Genomic DNA, 18855 nt, shown 5'->3' on the forward strand with positions numbered 1-18855 from the left:
CCATATCCCGCAAGTATATCCGTTATGCTGCAAGTTAGTACGCACTTAACGCTTTTCGCTGGCGAAAAGCCGGCAATAAGGGTTTAGGAGTGGGCGAATAAAACCTCCCATGAAGATTTTCCGCCAATCGCGAGATTTCCCTTTCTTTTTCCTGTACGATAGAACAAAGAACTCCTTCGGGATACGAAAGGTGGTGGGAACATGGCGATTTTCTTGAGGACAGCGCTCATCGCTGTCGCAGCAGGCTTGTTATTCGAAACGATCGGCATGTTTCTGCCGTGGCTGCTCGGACCGATGATTGCGCTGCTGCTCGTCAGCCAGTTCACAAAAATGGAGCTGCATTGGCCGAAAAGCCTTCGGACGGCGGGGCTTGTCATGCTCGGCGTTCAGATCGGCTCATCGTTCACGCGCGATGCGGTGTTTCTGATGTGGCTCGACCTCCCGTATATGGCGTTCATGACGGTGTCGGTCGTCGGCTTGTCGATCCTGCTTGGGCTCCTGTTCAAAAAGATGGTTGATGAATCATTAGCAACGAGCCTTCTCGGATCGATTCCGGGTGGGCTCGCTCAGATGGTCGTCATAGCGGAAGAAGTGAAATCCGCTAACATCACGGTCGTCACGATGATGCAAACGATCCGCATCTTCATGGTCGTCACGATTGTTCCGTTTCTTACTGTCTTCCTTACAGGACGTAAAGAAGGGGAAGTGGGCGAGCAAGTTTTCACATTCGCGCCTCTTGCATTCCTCACAGCACTTGCTGTCGGAGGGACCCTTTATCTCGGCATGAAGCGCATCGGCTTCCCCGCAGCGGAACTGCTTGCGCCGATTCTCACGATGGCGATTGTCCAGACATTGACCGGCGAGTTCCTTGTCGACCTGCCGTACTGGCTGATCGCTTTGGCGCAGGTATGCATCGGTGCCGGGCTCGGCTTACAGATGGAAGGAATCGGCGACAAGCTGACCTTCCGCTTAGGCGCGGCAATCGTCTTAAACAATGTACTGCTCATCAGTTTCACGGCATTTATTGCCTACGTTCTCGCAAAAATGCTGCCGGAATATATCTTCCTGGATTTCTTCCTGAGTGCGGCTCCCGGCGGCATCGCGGAAATGGCAATCACTGCGCTCGCGACTGGCGGCGATGTGGCGCTGATTACGAGCTTTCAGTTGTTCCGCCTGTTTTTTATTCTGCTGATCGCTTCGCCGATTGTGACAATCATCGTAAAAAAACTTGACGCTAAAAGCGGAAATTGAGTACAATAGAATCAATTAGATAGTCAATGCGTTGATGAGGATAGTAGAATGTGCGTGCATATCAGAGAGGAAGCCGTTTGGTGCGAGGCTTCCATGGACCAGCATTCGAATGTCGCCTCGGAGCAGTTCCCGTGAAATTCGAGTAGCGGAAACCGGATGTGAAATCCGTTATCAGGCTTGAGCGCCAAGGCTTTTTCAGCTTGGTATAAAGGTGGTACCGCGAACAACTCCTTCGTCCTTTTCAGACGAAGGGGTTTTTTTGTTTTCCGGCAACACCGCTTAGGCGAATAAAATAAGAGGAGGAATACCAATGACTGAAATGCCAACCAAGTACGATCCGCAAGCCATTGAAAAAGGGCGCTACGAATGGTGGATCAACCAGAAATTCTTCGAAGCGAAACCTGAAAGCGGCAAAACGCCTTATACCATTGTGATTCCGCCGCCGAATGTTACCGGCAAATTGCACCTGGGCCATGCCTGGGATACGACATTGCAGGACATCATGACGCGCATGAAGCGCATGCAAGGCTTTGACGCCCTGTGGCTGCCGGGTATGGACCACGCCGGCATCGCGACGCAGGCGAAAGTGGAAGGCAAGCTGCGCGAAGAAGGCAAGTCGCGCTACGACCTCGGCCGTGAGAAATTCCTAGAGGAATCATGGAAATGGAAAGATGAATACGCAGCGCATATCCGCGAACAATGGTCAAAGCTTGGTTTAGGCCTTGATTATTCACGTGAACGTTTTACATTGGATGCAGGCTTGTCGAAAGCGGTTCAGGAAGTTTTCGTTAAATTATACGAGAAGAAACTCATCTACCGCGGCAAGTACATCATCAACTGGGATCCGGCAACGAAAACAGCGATTTCCGATATCGAAGTTATCTACAAAGACGTGCAAGGCGGATTCTACCATATGCGTTACCCGCTCGCGGACGGTTCCGGTTCGATTGAAGTGGCGACAACCCGCCCGGAGACGATGCTTGGTGATACAGCAGTTGCGGTCCACCCGAAAGACGAGCGCTACAAGCACCTCGTTGGCAAAAAAGTCATCCTGCCGATTGTCGGCCGTGAAATCGACATCGTTGCAGACGATTATGTCGACATGGAATTCGGAAGCGGCGCAGTGAAAATCACGCCAGCGCACGACCCGAACGATTTCGAAGTCGGCAACCGCCACAACCTCGAGCGCGTGCTCGTTATGCACGAAGACGGTTCCATGAACGAAAACGCAGGCAAATACGAAGGCATGGACCGCTTCGAATGCCGCAAAGCGATTGTCAAAGACCTTCAGGACATGGGTGTTTTATTCAAAATTGAAGAGCATATGCATTCTGTGGGCCATTCGGAACGCAGCGGCGCGGTAGTCGAGCCTTATCTATCGACGCAATGGTTTGTTGACATGAAGCCGTTGGCACAAAAATCCGTGGACCTTCAAAAAGGCGAAGACGGCGTTAATTTCGTACCGGAACGTTTTGAGAAAACATATCTGCACTGGATGGAGAATATCCGTGACTGGTGTATTTCGCGCCAGCTTTGGTGGGGACATCAAATTCCAGCTTGGTACCATAACGAAACCGGCGAAATCTTTGTCGGCAGTGAGGCGCCGGCCGATGCCGAAAACTGGACGCAGGACGAAGACGTACTGGATACGTGGTTCTCATCTGCGCTTTGGCCATTTTCAACGCTTGGCTGGCCAGAAGACAGCGACGAATTGAAAAAATACTACCCGACCGATGTGCTGGTAACCGGCTATGACATCATCAATTTCTGGGTATCGCGCATGATTTTCCAAGCGCTTGAATTTACTGAAGAAAAACCGTTTGACGACGTATTGATCCATGGCCTCGTTCGCGACGCGGAAGGCCGCAAAATGTCGAAATCACTCGGCAACGGCGTCGATCCGATGGACGTTATCGCAGAATACGGCGCGGATTCGCTGCGCTACTTCCTGGCGACAGCATCCAGCCCAGGACAGGATCTGCGCTTTTCGATGGAAAAAGTCGAAAGCATCTGGAACTTTGCCAATAAAATCTGGAACGCTTCACGCTTTGCATTGATGAATATGGAAGGCATGACCTATGATCAAATTGATCTTTCAGGCAAACGTTCGGTCGCCGATTCATGGATCTTGACGCGTTTGAATGAAACCATCGAACAAGTGACGAACTTAGCGGAACGCTACGAGTTCGGCGAAGTGGGCCGCGCACTTTATAACTTTATCTGGGACGATTTCTGTGACTGGTATATCGAGATGGCGAAGCTGCCGCTTTACGGCGAAGACGAAGACGCGAAGAAAATGACGCGTTCGGTTCTTGCTTACGTACTCGACAACACGATGCGTTTATTGCATCCGTTCATGCCGTTCATCACTGAAGAAATCTGGCAGAACCTGCCGCACCAAGGCGAGTCGATTACGATCGCAGCATGGCCGACAGTCGATGATTCGCTGACAAACCAAAGCGAGTCCGCCAACATGAAATTATTGATGGACATCATTACAGCGGTGCGCACGATCCGTGCGGAAGTACAGTCGCCGATGAGCAAGAAAGTCGCATTGACGATTTCTGCAAAAGACGCGAACACGCACGCGGTGCTTGAAGCGAACGCCGCCTACATCGAACGTTTCTGCAACCCGGAAACGTTGACGATCGGCGAAAACATCCAAGCACCGGAAAAATCGATGTCCGCAGTCGTATCCGGCGCCGAATTGTTCATGCCGCTTGAAGGCCTCATCGACATCGATGCAGAACTAGCGCGCCTGAACAAAGAACTCGAGAAATGGGCGAAAGAAGTCAAGCTCGTCCAAGGCAAACTATCAAACGAGCGCTTCGTATCAAAAGCGCCAGAAGCCGTTGTAGCTGAAGAGCGCGCGAAACAAGCCGACTATCTCGACAAACACGCAACTGTTGAAAAACGCATTGAAGAATTGAAGAACCTTTAATATGCAGACCGCCTTCCCTGGATGGGGAAGGTGGTTTTTTTGTGTTTTGGAGTATGGAGGAACTCACATAGAGAGAGGTGAAACTCAGAGAGGAAAAGGTGAAACTCACATATGAAGCTTGTGAAAATCAAAGCTGGAAGCCCTTATTGCATAGCTTTTCGCCTGCAGCGAAAAGCGCTAAAGGAAGCATTCGCCGGGGCGAATGCTTTTGGGCAATCAGATAGTTTTTAAAAGGAGTATGTGGGAACTCGAGGGGGAATGGTGAAACTCAGGATGAGAATGTGGGAACTCACGCATTGAAAAGTGGAACTCAAGTACAGAAAGATGAAACTCACACTCAAGTTAAATCATGGGAAAAAAAACAGCCTGCCAAGAGGCAAACTGCAACAATTCATTCACTTGGGCGAAACGGATGCTGCCGTTCAAGCTCGCGCATATGCTGCACGAGCAATTCGGCGATGTTTTCGTCATGCGTCGCATAAAATGAGCGTGCGCCCACAGGATCTTCGATCTCGTTAAAAACATGCCGACCATCCGGAAGCAACAGAAAATCGATGCCGATGTAATCACTGTTCAGCGCACGGGCAATTTGCAAGATGTCTTGTTCCTGCTCAGCGGACAATTCATATTTAGCTGCATCTCCGCCGAGCGTGTAATTGGCTTTGAACGATTCGAGTGAACTGCGTTTCACCGCACCAACCACTTTGTTTCCGATGACATAGGCACGCACGTCGGCAATATGTTCGACGATTGGCTGGAAGACGAGCGGAGGCGCGATTGTTGGTATCTCTGCAGATGATTGGATAATGTCTACGCCGTGCCCGCCATGTCCGCCAGCAGGCTTCATGACGCAAGGAAACGCCTGCGGCTCGCGGTAGGTCGGAGTCACCGGTACGCCGAGCAGCGTCAACAGCCCAAAACTTTGCCATTTGTCATTGGCGATGCGATTGACTTCGGCACGGTTCACTAAGCGCACACCGTGGTCCTCGAGGAAACGCATCGCCTCGGGCTGCCGCGTTCGGTTCAGGACCCAAAGGCCGGACAATTTAGCGGCAAGCGCGGACATGCCGCCAATTGACCAATCATCCCATAGCAGCAAGTCGAAATCGCCGAAGCGCCGCAATTCCTGAATAAACTCTTTATTGCGTTCAGCGTCCGCCGGTTCATAAAGCAAAATCATTTCAAGTCCTCCAGTATGTAGGCAATCATAGCGTCTGCGACATTGATACCAGTGACTTCCAAAATGTTGCGGATGTGCGCCGCTGCATTGACTTCACAGACGAGCGGCTGGCCGCCTTCGCCGAACAACAAATCGACGCCGGCGAATTCCGCCCCGACTGCTTCAGCGGCCTGCAACGCGACGGTTTTTTGAGCTTCAGTCAAGTCGATAGGGGATGCCTGCCCGCCGTTCGTGATGTTCGCACGGAAATCCGTTTCGGAATGCCGCTGCATCGCGGCAACGATCTTGCCACCGACGATATTGACGCGGATATCGCGCCCGCGGCTTGACTCGATAAATTCCTGGAACACAAAATCGACGCCGCGCAGCGATTCGACTTTAGCGTAGAACTCGGTTTCATTTTCAATCAAATAAACTTTCATACCGAACGAGCCATGGCCTTCTTTGATGACCATCGGCAAGCCGAGCTCGGCGATGACGCGTTCGAAATAGCCGGACTCCAAGATCGAAAAGTTCGGATAAACTTTCGGGGCGACAATCGTTTTCGGCATCGGCAACCCAACTTCGGCCAAGCGGATATATTGCGTCGCCTTGTTGTCGCAAAGGCCGATGACTGCCGGGTCGTTATAGACCGGCACGCCGCGGCTCTGCAGAAAATGGCCGAGGAGAATGTCCTTATCGAGCAGCACAGCGAAATCGGGCAACGAGGACTCAGCCGACAAATCCATCAGCACTTCATAATTTTTCACGGCCCTCGCCTCAATGCCGGCACGCTCAGCCGCGTCCGCAACAAGGTGTGCCTGATCTGCGAATTTATCCGAAACCAAACTGCCATTATAAATAACCCAACAAGTAGTCATTTCCACTCCACCTTCGTGATATAATAAGTCTCAAAAAAGTGTATCATGTTTCACGCAGAAAGAAGGCTAAAAATGATAAATGGACTCGATAGCTATAAAAAGAAATGGATGCTCCCATCCGATCCGGCAATCAAACCGGGCTTGGAGGCGATTACTGCGGCACTCTCCGAATTAGGCGATCCGCATAAAAAGGGGAAGTTCGTCCACATCGCCGGCACGAACGGCAAAGGGTCCACCGCCGCATTTTTAACTTCCATATTGCGTGAGCATGGGAAATCGGTCGGCAATTTCTTCTCGCCAGCGATTGAAGACTTGCACGATCAAATCCAGCTTGATGGCGTCCCTGTGTCGCCAAAAGATCTGGATAAAGTGATGGAGCGGCTTGCCAGCATCAAAACGCCATTAACGGATTTTGAATTGTTGACGGCAGCGGCTTTTCTGGTGTTCCAAGACCATGCGCTTGATTACGTTATTATCGAAGCCGGCATGGGGGGACGGTTCGATAGCACGAACGTCATCGACCCAGAAATCGCCATTATTACATCCATTGCGATGGAACATATAATTTTCTTGGGCGATTCCTTGGAAAAAATTGCTTCACATAAATCTGGTATTATAAAAAAATGGAAACCTGTTGTTGTTGGACTGCTGCCACAAGAAGCTTACCAAGTAGTTGAAGCAACTGCTGAAGCGCTGCAAGCAGAAGTGATCCTCCCGGCGGGACCTATAGAAATTGAGCTTAAGCTGAAAGGCAGACATCAAAAACTTAATGCTGCGCTCGCCGACGAAGCTGCGAAAGAATTGCTGGGTTTGGCATATGATGCGCCAAAAGCCCGAAAAGCGATGGCAGGGGCCAGCATCCCGTTCCGGTTCGAAGAGATTTTGCCGGATGTCATCCTAGACGGCGCCCATAACGAAGCCAGCATCCAAGCACTCGCCGACACGGTGAAAACATGTTTTCCCGGCCGGCCGATTCATATCGTGATGGGGCTTTTGAAAGACAAGGATTATATCCCAATCCTGCGCCAGCTCGAATCTTTTGGAAGCTGTTTCACGTTCGTAGACTTTGAAAATGATCGAGCTTTGCCTGCTGAAACTTTATTTGCTGAAAATAGGTGTAAAATAAAGACAATTGCAAAAAGATGTGATATATTACCTGTACGTAAACAAAAAGAAGTGACAATAGTCACTGGTTCTCTCTATTTATTGTCAAAATTTAAAAGAGACCATTACCGGATTTTCCAAAATTTCCGCGAATGAACGCGTAAAAGCGTTTCGGTAATTGGTTTCCAAGAGTTTCTTTATTCACCCCTGTTTGCCCGGCGGCGAAAAAACCGTCCTGCCCAGGGGAAGGAACCTTCTACATCTGCAGCAGCCCATACGAACTTCAGCAAGAAAGTCACCCGAGAGCGGAATGTCCAAGAAAAAATTTCGAACTACAAAACAATTAAATAAAAAGGGAGAAGATGGCATGCCTAATACGAAAAAGAGAAGCATAGTGCTCTGGCTGCTTTGGATTGCGATTGTTCCACTCGGATTGTATTTGGTTTACCAATATTACCCGCCGCCGGAAATGGACTTTTGGAACTTTGCGGCATTTGGGGTTTTGGCAATTCTGACGTCGTTGATGCCGTTGAACATTAATGGCACGCCGATGTATTTGGTGCAATGTGTGACCATCGCCGTGTTTTTGAAGTACGGCTTGTTCGCGGAAGTCGTCCTGTCGCAAGTGACCGTATTGATCTTGTTGTTCAGAAGCAGAAGCGATGAGCCGCGCCATGTACGGCTGCCGTTCAATTCGCTGATGTTTTTCGTCGTATCAGCGGTCGCCGGCATCGCCTATTTGAAACTCGGCGGTGAAATCGGCTCGATGTCGATCGTCCACATTCTGATGTTCGGTTTGATCTACGAAATGATTTCCATTATAGCCAATCATTTATTCCTCTATACGGATGATGTTTTTATGAGGGCCAATAAATCGTTCCTGTCGTTGGATACCATTTGGGACTTTGCGATTACATTATTGGTGTTTCCTTATGCGATTACCTTATATATTACGGAAGCCTATATTGGAGCAACCGCGCTGTTCCTGCTTGGCATTCCGTTTCTTATGATTGCTGGCTTGCTGCGTATGTACAGCAGCTCTGAAAAAGTCAACACCGATTTGAAGAAGGCGGGTGAAATCGGGCATCAGCTCGCGGCCCGGCTGTCGACCGATGAAGTGCTTGATCAATTCGTCATCCAGGTGACGAATATGTTCCGCCTTGATTACACATACGCCATCGATTACCGGGACGGCGAGTTGCTGATGCTGCGCATGTTCGAAAACGGCGAGTTTATCAAAAGCCAAGTGCCGCCAGTCCGCTACAATAAAGGGATAGCGGGCAATGTCATCGTCACCGGCACACCAGTAATTTACGATAAGAAAAGTGAGTGGGACGATATCGTCACCGGCTATATCCCAGTCGACGCGGAAAGCATCATGTGCACGCCGATTGCCCGCAACAATAAAATAGAAGGTGTGCTGCTCGTCGCTAGCCGCAAAAAATTCGCGTTCGCAGCGCATCAATTGAAAATCCTGGATATTCTCAGCACCTACTTCGCTGTTTCCTTGGAAAAAGCGGGCTATGTCCAGCGCGCAATCGCGACAAGCGAGCGCTGCGGCTTAACGCAGCTCTACAATTATCGTTATTTGGATGAAAAACTTGAAAAGAGCATGCAGAAAGTCAAGTCGGGTGAAATCGACAGCTTGTCGCTGGTCATGATGGACATTGATCATTTCAAATCAATCAACGATACTTACGGCCATCAAAGCGGCAATGATATCTTGGTTGAACTTGCAAATATGATCAAGGAACAAGTTGGCACGGAAGGAACTGTGGCGCGCTATGGCGGCGAAGAATTCGTCGTCCTGTTTCCGAACTACGGCAAAGAATTGACGATGTTGTTTGCTGAAGCGCTGCGCAAAAAGATAGAGAAGCACGACTTCATGATTCAAACCGATCTTGGAGAGGAACGCCAGTCGGTGGCAGTCCACATTACGCTCAGCATCGGCGTATCGACGGCGCCGGACGACAGCGATGAACCAAACGCCTTGATCCGCAATGCGGACCGGGCATTGTATATCGGCGCCAAGCAAGCAGGGCGCAATAAAGTGGCGGCATACGCTAAATAAAAGGCTGTGAAATGGAAAAATACTCATTTCACAGCCTTTTTTCCTATATTTATGGTAGGTGATGTGAAATAAAATAGTAAATAACATAGATTTTACTGTAATAATATAGTGCAGGATCTTAAATTAAATGTAATAATAAGCATAGATAGATTTTGAGATATTACATCAATTTATAGAAAAAACTGGATACTAGTCATTACTTAGTGAGCTGGGGGGAGCGATTTGAAGGCTTTTAAGGACGAAAAGGGTTTGACATTGGTTGAAGTTCTTGCTGCGCTTGTTATTTTAAGCATTGTTTTCATTGGAATCATGACTATTTTTCCGCAAATGACTCTTTTTAATGACAAAACCGAAACCAAACTGGACACAATGAATCTGGCGAGGCAGGAAATGGCGGATCTTGTCGCTGCTGATAAATGGAAGAAGGTATTGGTTTCTAGTGCCGTGACACCGGATACAGGGTTGCCGGATTACCTGTCCGAAGCCAAAATGGCTGCTGGATTGGCAGCGGAAGGCTACGCCCTAACGTCAAAGGAAGCCAACTTCGACAGGTACCAAAAAAAATCCGATTATTTATATGAAGCTGATGTCTACGTGAAATGCGAAACCTATTTAAATCCAGCGGTTATCGGAGAAGCACCGGCAGCAGGGAATTGTGCAAAGTTGGAACCGACTAAATTACACAAGGTGCATTTGAAAATTTACGATATAAATGACTCAACCCCTGAAACCTATCGATTGAGCAGTGAAACGTTTTCTTTTATTTCCTATAAGGCTGTCGAAGGAACGCCTTAAGAAAGTGTGGGTGATTAATGTGAAGCTCAACCAGAAAGGGGTGTCTCTTGTAGAGTTGCTGGCGGCTCTTGCACTTGTTTCCATCATTGCCGGGATTGCCTGGACCGCTTTGTCGATAGGGTTTAAACATACGGCAGTGGAAACTGGGAAGACACTCATGCAGCAGGACGCCAATATCATCATTGCGACCTTGACGAATGAGCACCGGAGAAACAGCAATTATTCATTGATTTTCGAAGGGAATAAACTGAAGATTGAAACGTGTCCCGCCTCGGGCAGCTGCTCAAGCCAAGTGCTGGATCAGAAATATGATTTTAGCGGCACGACCATCAACGGTACGGTCATCGACTCGCATGACTCTACGCCGGTTGATCAAGTGCTAAACATTGAGCCGAAGAAAAAAAATACCGATGTCATCTTGAAACTCACAGATCTGAACAATTCTAACAATTCGGTAACGATAAAAACGGCGTTGACTAGGATTCTTACCAATTAGAATTGAAGGGAGCAAAACGATGAAGCACTTAAAAAACCAGCAAGGCTACGCGTTATTAATTGTTTTGTTAATCATTGTACTTTTCCTCAGCATCTCTGCGACTTTCATGGCCGGTTCGTTAAATAATGCCAAACAGGAACAGACGGTGGATACGACTAACCAATCGGTTGCTTCAGCTGAGATGGGTGTGAATTATTTCACTTCCGATTTCCAAAGGGAACTTGAGCTTATCAAACTGGAAGTATCCCAACAAACACAGATAGCTGTCAATGATTTAATTGCCTGCATCCAGCCGCCGAGAGGAGCACTTTGTTCGGACGATGCAAAAATTGCGGCGATAGAAGCCAAAATCGACTCGGATATGAGAACCGTATATATCGATAAAATTTTTGCGAAAATTGCAGCGTTGAACAGTTTGGCAGGGAATGAAATTGTTCCTTTTTCTTCCGGACAGATAAATTACACAATCTTGTCAGCTTCAGGGAAAAAACTGGATGATGCAGGAGCAGTTGCAATCGACAACGATGATGTGAAAAGTATCAAAGTCGATTTAGGTATGTCGGGCACTTCCAAAACCGTCACGAAAGAATTGAAAGCTTTCTTTACAATCGAAATTCCCGAGACATTTTTGGATGAAGACGAATCGCTCACCGTCCATACGGAAACTCCGGTGGCAAAAGATGATATCACGTACACCGACATTTTCGATGCAGCTGCCCCCACCATCTCGTGTGAAGCATTGCTTGACCAAGTAAAAAGCGGAACACCTGTGTTGTATCCTCTTTACGAGTGCAAATTTGCAGGCGGGCAAACACTGGCGGAATTCTTGGAAGATATCAAGGATGCAGGCTTAAACCCGCAAGATTTTAAAGTTTATATCAGCAATTTTTTAACGGAAGTGTGTTCAGCCAATTGCAACTCCCTTGACATGGAAGGGATCAACATCGTTGTTAGAGAGGGCGATATGGACGCTTTTAATAATATGAACAATCTGATCAATGCCAATTTGCTGGTCAACGGCGTACTGGCTACGGGCAATAATTTAACTAACTTAGGTAAAAACGGCAGCAAACAGACCGTTATTGTCAAAGAGCTCGACGTAGAAAGTAATATCCAGAATATGTATTATACGAATTTTCTTGTCCTCGGAAGAGACGTCTCGGCTGACCAAGCAGACAAAGCCGTTTCGAAATTGCAATGGGGGCAGAATTTTGAAATCGATAATCATTCACGGCTGTGTATCGATTTAGACCGTATACTTCCCGCAGATCTCACTCGGTTGAAGGAAGAAGTGAAATTTACCAATAGTGGTTCGCTCATCTATTACACCCGAAATGCCAGTAATAAATTTATCCTGAAAAAGAAAAGTGGGAATTCGTATGTTGATGATCCTGAAAGGACAGCACTTTACGTTCGCCAGATGGCTGAGCCAACTTCAACATACACTACTTTCCTTGCCGCGTGCGGCGTGACAATTAGCGAAACGATTGACGAAGAAACAGAAGTTTCCGTCCCTAGTGTTCTTGAACCAGGATTCGAGTTCGACGTGGAATATTAATGGAACGGCAAGCCAATAAGCAAGTTATTTTACAGGGGGTTACATTTTGATTCAATTTTTGTTTTTTATTATCATTGCAGCAATTGCAGCAGCGGTCCTCATCCTAAAGTTCAAATCAGTGCCAGCTAATAAAAAAAGAGCGATTGGCGGCGGTGGTCTTGCGGCTGCCGCCATTGCGCTTATCGTCCAATTTTTGCTTTCGTGGTATATGGCATTATTGGTTTTGGTTGCGGTGTCTCTTGGAGCAGCCATGCTGTACCAGAAAATGCTTGAAAGGGAGAAAGTTGAAAATCAGCGCCTCGCTGAAGAGCGCAAAGAGCGCCGGCAGTCACTTATCGCGCCGGATGCAGAAGCTCAGCCGGTGTTAAGCAAGATTCAAAGCGCACCTAAAGCTGAAAAAATCAATGTGCAGCAAGAACCCGTCCAGGAAACTGTTAAAGAAACAATAGAAGAAACCCAACCGGAAAGAGAAACCGTACCGCCGAGTTTCGGCATGCAGTCGATCCAGCCGATGGGAAAGGAGCATTCACGTGAACAATAAAGCATTCGGGTTAACGTTCGCCGCGGTCCTGTCATCAGGCCTGCTGGTTTTCGGTGCATCAAACGCCGGAGCATACGCGGTGGACACGTGGCTGTTCCCAGCCGAAGAGTTCGGCGACAACACCTATATCGGCACGACCGACGTTTCCAATATGGAAGTCGCACAAGCGAAGGGGCTTTTTGCAAGCCAATCAGACATTTGGCGTGCGGCGTCCAGCCTGCAAGTAGCCTACCAGGATGCTGCCGCTGAATATTCGCTTGAGACCGTTGAAATTTTAGTTGATGAAACATTGATGAACGCGGAGGACGGCGTGCAAAACGGATTCCGTTTCCAGCTGTCCCCTGAAACAACCGCCGCGTTCTTGGCGGAGCATTTCCCAGTTGCAACATTTTCTGCAGCGGACATCGATACGGTCAACGCCAAATTGGCAGCTGCGTTATCAGAAGGGCAATCACAGACGCGCGTCGCAATCAGTAACGATACGCTAGCGGTCGAACGTGAAGTGATTGCGTCTTCGGCATTTACGCATTCGATCGAAAGCGCTGAAGGAACGGTAGTGGCATCGGCGCTGAATGGCCTCGCAATCGAGCCGGGCATGAAGTTTTCATTCCTTGATTTCATTACGGAATTGCCGCTCGTTGAAATAACGGACGGCGAACTGTCGCAAATCGCCTCGGCTGTTTACTCGGCCGTATTACAAAGCAATCTCACTGTCGACGAGCGCAGCATTGGTTCATCTGCGCCGATATCTGTGCCGCTCGGACAGGAAGCGGCGATTAACCGTCAAATGGGCATCGATTTGGTGTTCACCAATCCGAATGAAAGCTCAATAACGTTGAATGTATCTCTAGACAATTCAACTGTCAAAGCGGAGCTAAGCGGATTGCCGCTCGTCTATGATTACGAAATCCAGACTGGGGCGGAAGAAAAAGTAGAGCCGCGCTTGATCAAGCAATTCAGTTCATTCGTAGCATCCGGCAAAGTGGTGAAAGAAGAGGGACGCAACGGCATGCGAGTCAATGTGAACCGCACCATCTTTTTGGACGGCAAAGAGCTGGAAGTCGAACCGGTCTCGACCGACTTTTACCCGCCAGTCCATAAAATCGAAGTTTTTGCGCTGAAAGCGGCGGAAGTTCCCGTTGCTGCAGTGCCGAAGCCGGGAGAACCCGGCTTCGTTGACGCAAACGGCGACGGCATTCACGACACACCAGCAGCGGTTGTTGTACCTAGGTTTGGAGAACCCGGCTTTGTTGATGCCAATGGCGACGGCGTACACGATACACCAGCAGCGGTTGTGGTACCGATGCCAGGAGATTTTGGTTTTATCGACACGGACGGTGACGGCATACATGATGCACCTGTTGTAGTTACGCCAGCCCCGATACCCGGCGATCCGGACTTTGTGGATGGTGACGGCGATGGGCTGCATGATTGGCAGCCGCCGGTTGCACCAACGCCATCAACCGAAGGTGAACGCGACAAAGGTGGAAATTTAGTAGATCCTTAACGGGTTTTGAGGAGGAAGTATTTTGGCAAGAACTCGTAAACGATTAGGAGATATATTGATTGAACTGGGTCTGCTGACAGAAGCAGACCTGGAAGGCGCATTACAAGGCAAACAGAACGACCAGAAATTGGGCGACGCGCTTGTGCAGCGCGGGCACATCACCGAACAGCAATTGATCGAAACGCTTGAAGTGCAGTTGGGCATTCCGCACGTATCGCTGTTCCGCTATCCGTTCGAACCGAAGTTATTCAATGTGGTGCCGAAGGATTTCGCGAAGCGCAAAATGCTTGTGCCTCTGAAAACCGAAGGCGATAAATTATACGTTGCCATGACCGACCCGACCGACTTTTTCGCCATCGACGATCTGCGGCTGACGACCGGCTTCCAGATTGAACCGGCAATTGCGTCGAAAGAAGATGTCATGCGCACCATCGCGAAATACTATGAAGAAGAATCGTATGACGATATTCTCGAGGACATGCCGCAGTCAGCCGAGCAGCAGGAAGACATGAATGACATCGACGCACCGATTGTCCGGCTCGTCAATCAAATCTTGTCAAACGCTGTTTCGATGAAAGCGAGTGATGTCCACTTGGATCCGCAGGAAAACAAGATTCTCGTGCGCTACCGCATCGATGGCACGCTGCGCACCGAGCGCATCTTGCCAAAGACGATGCAGCAAATGGTCACCGCGCGCTTGAAAATCCTGGCGAACCTCGACATCACGGAAAACCGCGTGCCGCAGGATGGCCGCATCAAAACCCATGTAGACTTCCGCGCGATCGATTTGCGCGTGTCTTCGCTGCCAACCGTCTATGGCGAAAAGATCGTTATGCGGATTCTTGACTTGAGCAATAACTTGACCGACATTTCAAAACTCGGTTTCACCGATTTGAATATGGAACGCTTTATGCAGGAAATCGACAAGCCGAACGGCATTGTGCTGATCTCCGGCCCGACCGGTTCCGGCAAGTCGTCAACGCTGTACGCCGCGCTCAATAAACTCAATAGCGAAGAAGTCAACATCATCACCGTTGAAGATCCGGTCGAATACCAGCTTGAAGGCATCAACCAGATTCAAGTGAATACCAATGTCGGGCTGACGTTTGCCGCCGGGCTGCGTTCAATTCTCCGGCAAGATCCGGACATCGTCATGGTGGGTGAAGTCCGCGACAAGGAAACCGCGGAAATTTCCATCCGGGCGTCGCTGACCGGGCATTTGGTGCTCAGCACGATCCACACGAACGATTCGATCGCATCGATTACGCGTCTTATGGATATGGGCATCGAGCCGTTCCTCGTGACGGCGTCGCTCAACGCGGTCGTCGCTCAGCGGCTTGTCCGCAGGGTGTGCCGCGACTGCAAGGAAACCCAACCGGCTACGATCCGCGAACAGGAAATTGCGGCAAAACGCAACATCGTGCTCGACACCATTACCCGCGGCAAAGGCTGTTCGCAATGCAATATGACCGGCTACCGCGGGCGCATGGCGATCCATGAAGTGCTTGTCGTTGACGAACCAATCAAGCAAGTTATCAATAGAGGCGGCACGGCGGCGGAAATCCGCGAAATCGCCATCCGCAACAACACCATTTTCCTGATAGATGACGGCTTATTAAAAGTGAAGGAGGGCATGACGACGACCGAAGAAGTACTACGCGTCGCCATGATTGATTAATCCTATGAATACAACAATTTCTTTTATAGATGCCGTATTGACTGCAGCCACTGAAATGAAAGTATCCGATATCCATATGACAACCGGCATTCCGCCGGTATTCCGCATGCATGGCACGATGAAACAATATGGCGATGAAAAACTGCTGCCGGAAGTGACGAAAGAAATTGCCCGGGTCCTTATGCCGGAAGCACTTTGGGATACGTTTCTTGAAAAAGGGGAAATGGATTATTCGTACTCCATCCCCGGCGTCGCCCGTTTCCGTGTCAACTCGTTCCACCAGCGAGGCTCCATTTCGCACGCGTTCCGGACAATTCCAACGAAAATTCCGACGATAGATGATTTGAACATGCCAGATACGTTGAAAAAATTATCCGATACCCACCAGGGGCTCATCCTTGTTACAGGGCCAACGGGTTCCGGGAAATCGACTACGCTCGCGGCGATGATCCGATACATGAACGAGACGATGACGAAACACATCATCACGCTCGAAGACCCGATTGAGTATATGCATAAGCATGGCACGTCAGTCATTGACCAGCGTGAAGTCGGTTTTGATACAAAGTCATTTGCGAACGGTCTGCGCGCCGCATTACGCCAAGATCCGGACGTCATCCTTGTCGGTGAGATGCGGGATTTGGAAACAATCACAACCGCTATCACTGCGGCAGAAACGGGCCACTTGGTCATGGGAACGCTGCATACCTCGAGCGCCGCTTCAACAGTCGAACGGATCATCGATGTTTTTCCTCCGGAACAGCATGCGCAGATCCGCACACAGCTCGGTGGCATCCTGAAAGCGGTCATTTCGCAGCGCTTACTGCCGACCGCCGACGGAAAAGGGCGCGTGGCGGCGACAGAAATCCTGATCAATAACACCGCCATCGCTAACTTGATCCGTACCGAAAAAGTGCATCAAATCCCAAACGTCATCTTGACAAATCGCGCCGCCGGCATGCACATGATGTCGACATCGGTGCAGGAATTGTTAAAAAAAGGAAAAATCTCACAAAAAATCGCCCAGCCTTACCTGGAAGGGGAGGAGTAGCATGGCGCGTTTTAAATACGAAGGGCGCGACAAGAAAAAAATCCGCTCCGGCATCGTTACTGCCGACAACCGGCAGGCAGCGGTCCGAAAACTGCGCGACGAAGGCGTCCGCGTAATTGACATCCGGGAAATGCCGGCTACTGCGCTGCAAAAAGACATTTCGTTCGGAGCGGCGGTTAAAAAAGACCAATTCATCATGTTCCTACGCCAGTTCTCAACGTTGATGCGTTCCGGCGTGACCATCGTCGATTCGGTAAAAATCCTGTCGCAGCAAGTCGAATCCAAACCGCTGCAGAAAACCTTGGGGGAAATCGACGAAGAATTGCGCAAAGGCAACTCTCTTTCCAGTTCGTTCGCAAAATACCCAAAAATTTTCGAACCGCTGACAATCAACTTGATCCGCGCAGGCGAACTGTCAGGAAACATTGATGAATCACTCGACCGTTTGGCGACACATTACGACAAAGCCTACCACACAAAGCAGAAAGTCAAATCGGCAATGTCCTATCCGGTCATTGTAGGCTTCATTGCTATGGGCGTCGTCATATTCCTGTTGTCATCAATTGTGCCGATGTTTGCGGAAATGTTCGCAGGCTTCGGAGGAGAGTTGCCGTTAGTTACCAAGTTGGTCCTTGGAGCAAGTGAGTTCGTTAAAGTCTATTGGTATATCGTACTCGGGGTCATCGTACTGTTCGTTGGGACGATCTGGGGCATGAAACGAACTGAAAAGGGTAAATTGCTGCTCGATACTTTCTTGCTTCGCATGCCTATTTTTGGCAATATTTTCAAGAAATCTGCTTTGGCGCGACTTACGCGTACGTTGAGCTCGCTGTTTTCAAGTTCTGTGCCGATTTTGCAGGCAATGACGATGACCGAAAAAGTCGTCGGCAACGCAGTCATGTCAAAAGTCATCATCGCTGCGCGCGATTCGCTCGAACGCGGCGGCTCGCTGACTGAACCGATGCGCAACCATTGGGCGTTTCCGCCGCTCATTCCGCACATGATCTCGATCGGTGAACAAACCGGTTCGCTTGACCACATGCTCGCGAAAGTAGCGGAATTCTATGAACAAGAAGTAGATGCCGAGACCGATAAATTGAAAGCATTGATCGAACCGCTGATGATTGTCGTGCTAGCTGCGATTGTCGGGACTATAATACTAGCGATTATGATGCCAATGTTTGAAATGTTCCAGAATGTAGATAAATTATAGGACTAAATAGTAGTAATATTGAAAAATTTTCTAAATAATTGCTAAATTTGCTATTGTATATTTTGGTACTATTGTTATAATTAACTTGTACTCAACGAGGTACAAGTTAAAACGAAATCAGAGGGGGAAAAGAAATGAAGAAATTTATCCAACAGAAGTTGAAAGATCAGAAAGGGATGACGTTAATCGAGCTTTTGGCCGTAATCGTCATCATCGCAATCATCGCGGCAATCGCAATTCCAGCGATTGGTAATATTATTGAGAATAGCCGTGTTGGAGCGGCAAAATCAGACGCTTTAAGTGCTTTTTCGGCAGCTGAATTGTACTTAGCAGAAAATGCTGGTGATACAGCTATCACTACAGCTGAATTAACAGGAGGCGGATATTTGGATGATCTTGGATCGTTCCCTACGGCTACTGGTCCTGCATTCGCTGTGAATGCTGCTGGTGATTTATTATTAACTGGAACTGCAGTTAATGGAGGAGTTACGGTTGCATTTTCAAGTGCAACAAAAGGAAATGTACAAGATCTAAATAATAGTGCTGATAGTGCTGCTGGTGCAAGTGTTGCTCCAACCGCTAATATTACGGTTACTAGATAATAAATAT

At 48.9% G+C, this 18855-nt stretch carries 15 protein-coding genes and 1 other annotated feature; of the genes, 13 read left to right on the forward strand and 2 right to left on the reverse strand.

Annotated elements, in window-relative coordinates:
• Nucleotides 1-201 precede the first annotated feature (201 nt).
• On the forward strand, nt 202-1251 hold the full coding sequence (locus AC4EHJ_RS00995) for an AbrB family transcriptional regulator (protein ID WP_490973740.1): 1050 nt from the start codon (nt 202-204) through the stop codon (nt 1249-1251).
• A 22-nt stretch (nt 1252-1273) separates the two neighbouring features.
• Nucleotides 1274-1494, forward strand: a binding site (T-box leader).
• A 67-nt stretch (nt 1495-1561) separates the two neighbouring features.
• Complete coding sequence (locus AC4EHJ_RS01000; protein WP_490973741.1) at nt 1562-4192, forward strand: valine--tRNA ligase; 2631 nt, start codon at nt 1562-1564, stop codon at nt 4190-4192.
• Nucleotides 4193-4583: 391 nt separating this feature from the next.
• On the opposite strand, the gene AC4EHJ_RS01005 is transcribed toward AC4EHJ_RS01000, so the two are convergent.
• Both AC4EHJ_RS01005 and AC4EHJ_RS01010 read right to left on the reverse strand, forming a co-directional pair.
• A complete protein-coding gene (locus AC4EHJ_RS01005) occupies nt 4584-5372 on the reverse strand; it encodes an ATP-grasp domain-containing protein (protein ID WP_490973742.1) in 789 nt (262 codons plus the stop codon).
• Entirely contained in the window at nt 5369-6232 is an 864-nt protein-coding gene (locus tag AC4EHJ_RS01010) for an ATP-grasp domain-containing protein (RefSeq protein ID WP_490973743.1), read from the reverse strand. The genes AC4EHJ_RS01005 and AC4EHJ_RS01010 overlap by 4 nt, the downstream gene beginning before the upstream one ends.
• A gap of 72 nt (nt 6233-6304) precedes the next feature.
• Here AC4EHJ_RS01010 and AC4EHJ_RS01015 point away from each other — a divergent pair, with 72 nt between their 5' ends.
• From AC4EHJ_RS01015 to AC4EHJ_RS01065, 11 genes are all read left to right on the forward strand, one after another.
• Nucleotides 6305-7492, forward strand: coding sequence for a bifunctional folylpolyglutamate synthase/dihydrofolate synthase (locus AC4EHJ_RS01015; RefSeq protein ID WP_490973744.1), 1188 nt, complete (start codon nt 6305-6307; stop codon nt 7490-7492).
• A 211-nt stretch (nt 7493-7703) separates the two neighbouring features.
• Complete coding sequence (locus AC4EHJ_RS01020) at nt 7704-9407, forward strand: sensor domain-containing diguanylate cyclase (RefSeq protein ID WP_490973745.1); 1704 nt, start codon at nt 7704-7706, stop codon at nt 9405-9407.
• A gap of 222 nt (nt 9408-9629) precedes the next feature.
• Nucleotides 9630-10202 carry a type IV pilus modification PilV family protein gene (locus AC4EHJ_RS01025; RefSeq protein ID WP_490973746.1) on the forward strand — a complete coding sequence of 191 codons (573 nt, stop codon included), beginning with the start codon at nt 9630-9632 and terminating at the stop codon, nt 10200-10202.
• 19 nt (nt 10203-10221) lie between these two features.
• The gene (locus tag AC4EHJ_RS01030) at nt 10222-10698 is read left to right on the forward strand and encodes a prepilin-type N-terminal cleavage/methylation domain-containing protein (RefSeq protein WP_490973747.1); all 477 of its coding nucleotides are present in this window, start codon (nt 10222-10224) and stop codon (nt 10696-10698) included.
• A gap of 19 nt (nt 10699-10717) precedes the next feature.
• On the forward strand, nt 10718-12256 hold the full coding sequence (locus AC4EHJ_RS01035; RefSeq protein ID WP_490973748.1) for a hypothetical protein: 1539 nt from the start codon (nt 10718-10720) through the stop codon (nt 12254-12256).
• Nucleotides 12257-12302: 46 nt separating this feature from the next.
• Nucleotides 12303-12797 (forward strand): hypothetical protein, encoded by a 495-nt coding sequence (locus tag AC4EHJ_RS01040; RefSeq protein WP_490973749.1) that lies wholly within the window; start codon nt 12303-12305, stop codon nt 12795-12797.
• Entirely contained in the window at nt 12787-14304 is a 1518-nt protein-coding gene (locus tag AC4EHJ_RS01045; RefSeq protein WP_490973750.1) for a VanW family protein, read from the forward strand. Before AC4EHJ_RS01040 ends, AC4EHJ_RS01045 begins: the two co-directional genes overlap by 11 nt.
• 22 nt (nt 14305-14326) lie before the next feature.
• On the forward strand, nt 14327-15982 hold the full coding sequence (locus tag AC4EHJ_RS01050) for a GspE/PulE family protein (protein ID WP_490973751.1): 1656 nt from the start codon (nt 14327-14329) through the stop codon (nt 15980-15982).
• 4 nt (nt 15983-15986) lie between these two features.
• The gene (locus tag AC4EHJ_RS01055) at nt 15987-17033 is read left to right on the forward strand and encodes a type IV pilus twitching motility protein PilT (protein ID WP_490973752.1); all 1047 of its coding nucleotides are present in this window, start codon (nt 15987-15989) and stop codon (nt 17031-17033) included.
• Between the two features lies 1 nt (nt 17034).
• Nucleotides 17035-18246 (forward strand): type II secretion system F family protein, encoded by a 1212-nt coding sequence (locus tag AC4EHJ_RS01060; protein WP_490973753.1) that lies wholly within the window; start codon nt 17035-17037, stop codon nt 18244-18246.
• A 134-nt stretch (nt 18247-18380) separates the two neighbouring features.
• Nucleotides 18381-18848: a prepilin-type N-terminal cleavage/methylation domain-containing protein gene (locus tag AC4EHJ_RS01065; RefSeq protein ID WP_490973754.1), complete on the forward strand. Its 468-nt coding sequence runs from the start codon at nt 18381-18383 to the stop codon at nt 18846-18848.
• Nucleotides 18849-18855: the final 7 nt, after the last annotated feature.

It is taken from the genome of Planococcus sp. TJ-301, from assembly GCF_058268475.1.